This is a genomic window from Lyngbya sp. CCY1209 (assembly GCF_055795065.1).
The window spans coordinates 1-3944 of sequence record NZ_JAYFER010000091.1; the positions used below are offsets into that span (position 1 = coordinate 1).

5 protein-coding genes are annotated in these 3944 nt (G+C 55.6%); 3 read left to right on the forward strand and 2 right to left on the reverse strand.

Features of this window, described 5'->3' with window-relative positions; all coding sequences use genetic code 11:
- Positions 1-144 precede the first annotated feature (144 nt).
- Together AC0QHF_RS00490 and AC0QHF_RS00495 are read left to right on the forward strand one after the other, a co-directional pair.
- Positions 145-396 carry a hypothetical protein gene (locus tag AC0QHF_RS00490; RefSeq protein ID WP_324702227.1) on the forward strand — a complete coding sequence of 84 codons (252 nt, stop codon included), beginning with the start codon at positions 145-147 and terminating at the stop codon, positions 394-396.
- A gap of 2 nt (positions 397-398) precedes the next feature.
- Complete coding sequence (locus AC0QHF_RS00495) at positions 399-848, forward strand: type II toxin-antitoxin system VapC family toxin (protein WP_324702228.1); 450 nt, start codon at positions 399-401, stop codon at positions 846-848.
- A gap of 59 nt (positions 849-907) precedes the next feature.
- On the opposite strand, the gene AC0QHF_RS00500 is transcribed toward AC0QHF_RS00495, so the two are convergent.
- Both AC0QHF_RS00500 and AC0QHF_RS00505 read right to left on the reverse strand, forming a co-directional pair.
- The gene (locus AC0QHF_RS00500; RefSeq protein WP_324702229.1) at positions 908-1237 is read right to left on the reverse strand and encodes a hypothetical protein; all 330 of its coding nucleotides are present in this window, start codon (positions 1235-1237) and stop codon (positions 908-910) included.
- Between the two features lie 162 nt (positions 1238-1399).
- On the reverse strand, positions 1400-2524 hold the full coding sequence (locus tag AC0QHF_RS00505) for a peptidylprolyl isomerase (protein WP_324702230.1): 1125 nt from the start codon (positions 2522-2524) through the stop codon (positions 1400-1402).
- 526 nt (positions 2525-3050) lie between these two features.
- Here AC0QHF_RS00505 and AC0QHF_RS00510 point away from each other — a divergent pair.
- Positions 3051-3944, forward strand: an 894-nt coding sequence (locus tag AC0QHF_RS00510) for a glutaminase (protein ID WP_324702231.1), incomplete at its 3' end; no start/stop codon positions are given.

A 3944-nucleotide genomic window follows, 5' to 3' on the forward strand; every position in this document is an offset into this window, starting at 1 on the left:
CAAACGTTGACGATAGTTTGCAAGCTTAACCCCACGCCAGAACAAGCTCAAAAGCTTGATCAAACTCTGGTGGCGTTGTCTTCGCGGGGATTGGTTACATGATGCTACAATGAATGCGATCGCAACAGATAAGGAGGCAATTCCATGTCCGAAAAACGGATCGAAATGGAGGGAACTTGGGAAGAAATGATCGCCCGTTCCGACACCTTTGCCGGATGCAAAGTGCGAGTAACCGTTCTCTCAGAACCACCCCAATCCCCACCTCCAGAAACCCCCCCCAGCTTTCGTTCCGGTTCGGGTTGCTCTTTACTCAGGCACGCCGGAACTTGGTCTGGCAATGACCTGGAAGATTGTCTAAAAATGGTGTACGAAACTCGCCGCCCTCTGGAGTTTTAATTGTGTACCTGCTAGATACCAACTCTTGTAGCCGCATCATTCAGGGAGATGCGACAGTCATCAACCGTATTGTCGAAGTCGGAGAATCTCAAGTTTCTACCTGCGTTATCGTGCAAGCCGAATTGCTTTACATGGCTTACAATTCCGAACAAAAAGCCCGGAACTTGGCACGGGTCAAATCGTTTCTACAAGATATTGTTATCTATTTTATTGATGAAGAAACCGCCGACATTTACGCTCAATTCAAGGCGGAAATTTTAGATCATTTCGGCCCGAAAGAAAAAAAGAAGCGCAGAAAAACCCGGATCGAAAATTTGGGGATTGGGGAAAATGACCTGTGGATTGCCGCGATCGCCCTACGAAACGGACTCACAATTGTTTCCGGCGACAGCGATTTTCAACGGATGCAAGCAGTCAAAGAACTCTCTTTAGAATCCTGGCGATCGCTCTGATGATTCGACCGCTTATCCACCCCCCGACAGGAGATGATCGGGACACCCATCTGAATCCCTCACCAGTCGCTTTCGCGGCGCGGCGGCGGGACCTGTTTCGGAAGCCGCAACCGGGGAAACTGATAAAAGGTGTTGCCATCTTCGTCGAGTTCCGGAATGGCGGCGAACACCCCCGCCTGTTTGTCCAAATACTGTTGGGCGACGTCGGCACTCACCCGCGCCACAGCCGCCAGTTGAATCAGAGAAACGCGGCCGTCCTGGGATTCGATCAACTGATAAAAGGCATTGTCGAGCCGTTGCTGTTGTTCCCGATTGGTATTGATATTGACCAATAATAATCCCACCAAGACACCCAAACCGGCGACAGAAATTAATTCTAAAATAGCCATAGTCGGCACAACTCGCAGTTAAAATGGCAACTTTACAGATTTTATAGCAGTTGTCGGACAGAGGCGCTAAAGCGCAACAACGCGATCGCACCACAGTCAAAAATTTCGGGCCGGAAGCGATCGCCACCCCGACCCGAACGGATATCAGCTCAAATCCGAGCCTCAAGCCGCCTTTTTGGGTTCAACCAAGTTTTCGATGCCTCGGACGACCTTGGCCGATTGAATCGCGTCGCCCTGACCCAATTTCTCCAGCACGTCTTTGCCTTCTGTCACGTATCCGAAAACGCCATAGCGACCGTCGAGCAAATTCAGTCCGGCGGGGGTCAGTTCCGGTTCAAACAAGAAGAAGAAGAACTGGGACGAACCGCCGTCGGGGTCTGCTTCCGGGCGGGCCATCGCCACGGTTCCGTAGGCGGAAAAGGGCAGGACGGGTTGATCGCGGTAGCGGCCCGCCGCCTCCAGGGTGATGCCGTAGGTGGGTTCATCGTCGCCGCGCACCAAAATTTCCAACGGTACGGCCCGATATTCGCCCGTATCCGGGTCGATAAATCCCTCGTCGGGGCCGGGGGGATCGCCGGCTTGCAGGACGTAGGACTGTTCCGAACGGATGAATGTCAATCCGTCGTAGAATCCTCGCTGTACCAAATCGACGAAATTTCCGGCCGTCACGGGGGCGCTGTAACCGTCAACCACCAGGGTGATATCCCCCTTGTCGGTGGTCATTTCGACGGTGGCGCGGCCTTTGAGTTGGGGGAGGTCGGCATATTCGGACGGCACTTCAAAGGGAAATTCCGTGACCATCAATTCTTCAATTTCGTTCACCCGGGCCAACATTTCCGCCCGGGTTTCCAGGAGCGTTTCGCCATCTTTGATATCGAGGGCTTCCCGCAACGTGTCTATTTCGGCGTTGAGTTTCTCGATAATCGCTTCGGCTTCCGCGTGACGTTCTTCGGGGATACTCGCGAGAATCTCGGATTTTTCGGTGGATAAAACCCGGGAAGCCGTCGTGATATCGCCCTTGATCGGACTCCAGCGCTTGCCCCGGATTCGGGCGGCAATTTCTTCCAAACTTCCCTGAACCTTGCGGATGGGTTCGTTGTCGATGGGGAGGGCGTACCGCAGCAGGGCTTTGCCGTCGGTAATCGCGTTTCCGGCGGGTAAAACGCTTTCTCGTTTGGGCGCGGAATCTCCGCCGAAGTCCCACCAGGCGGCGCTGAGTCCGACGGAGAGGACGCACAGCAACAGGGCGAGGATGCCGGTTTTCAGCCAGCGCTTACAGGTATCCATGATCGAATTGGGCAAATTCAGCATAAATTATTACTTTTTTCCGTTCTAAGAAACTGACCCGAAGTGACTCCGGTGTTCTTTTCCTGCTTCTTCCTAGAAGTGTCGGCACTTTCGGGTTGGCGGGCCGGCCTCGGAAAATCGGGGGCGTACCCGCGCACAGAAAAACTGTTTTGAAATTGAGCGGGAGAGTCGCCCCTGCAACTCGTCTGCCGGGTCGGACGGGATAGTTGCCGTCCGGTGTCTCGATCGCTCGGCTCCGGTCGTGAGTCCCTACTAGGCTACCATCTTTGGCTGTTTTTTCATCGTGCCGACGCCCGTACCCCACCTTGTCGCCCGGTAGAAGCCCAATTGCCGTGATTTGAGCCAAAATGGATGAAGATTCTCGACTCCGAACGGTTATCGCTCCGAGTTTGGAAAATTTGAATCGAGAAACCGCCCGGCGCCAACTTTGTAGGTCACTCAAGTCGCGAATCGGTTTCCGCCCCGGTCTGAAGGGGCGAGGTTTCCTATATTAGGAGTGCTTCCCATGAATTCCCCCACGAAACGGTTGAGTTTGAACCGGGCGCAACTCGAAGGCTGGACGATCGCGGCGAGATCTCGAAGTCGGCAGGGGACTCTCCCCACCTACATCCCGCAATTGGCGGCGGCCGACCCGGGGGCGTTAGCGGTGCGGGTTTTGGGGGTGGACGGTCGATTTTACGACGGTGGCGATCGCGATCGCGTGTTTCCGCTGATGAGCGTGGTGAAGCCGTTTCTGCTGCTGCGTTTGCTGGTGGAGTTGGGGTCGGATCGGGTTTTCGCCCGGTTGGGGATGGAACCGTCCGATCGCCCGTTCAATTCCCTGGAACAGTTGCAAATCGACGGCGGACGGCCCCGCAATCCGATGATCAATAGCGGCGCGATCGCTTTGGCGGGTTTACTTACAGGGGAAGATGGGGCAACTCGGTGCCGGCTATTGTGCGATTGGTTGAATGGTGCGGCGGGGTGTAACCTGCAGTTGGATGGGGAGTTGTTGGCTTCGGTGCGATCGGTTCCCAATTCCCGGAATCAGGCGATCGCGGCGGAGTTGGCCCGGGCCGGTTATGTGGAGGATGCGACTCTCACTCTGGACACTTACAATCACATCTGCTGCCTGTCGGGGACGGTGGCGGATCTGGCCCAATTGGGGCTGTTGTTGCTCGAACCTCCCGAACCGGCTTGGACGGAGGGTTGCCGGCAGGTGAAGGCGTTGATGATGACCTGCGGATTATATGAGGCGTCCGGTTCGTTTGCGGTGCGGGTGGGTGTCCCCACCAAGTCCGGGGTGAGTGGGGCGGTGCTGTCGGTGGTTCCGGGTTGGGGTGCGATCGCCTGTTATTCTCCCCCCCTGGACGCGGCGGGAAATTCCGTGGCGGGATTATTTTTGATCGAGGAAATGGCG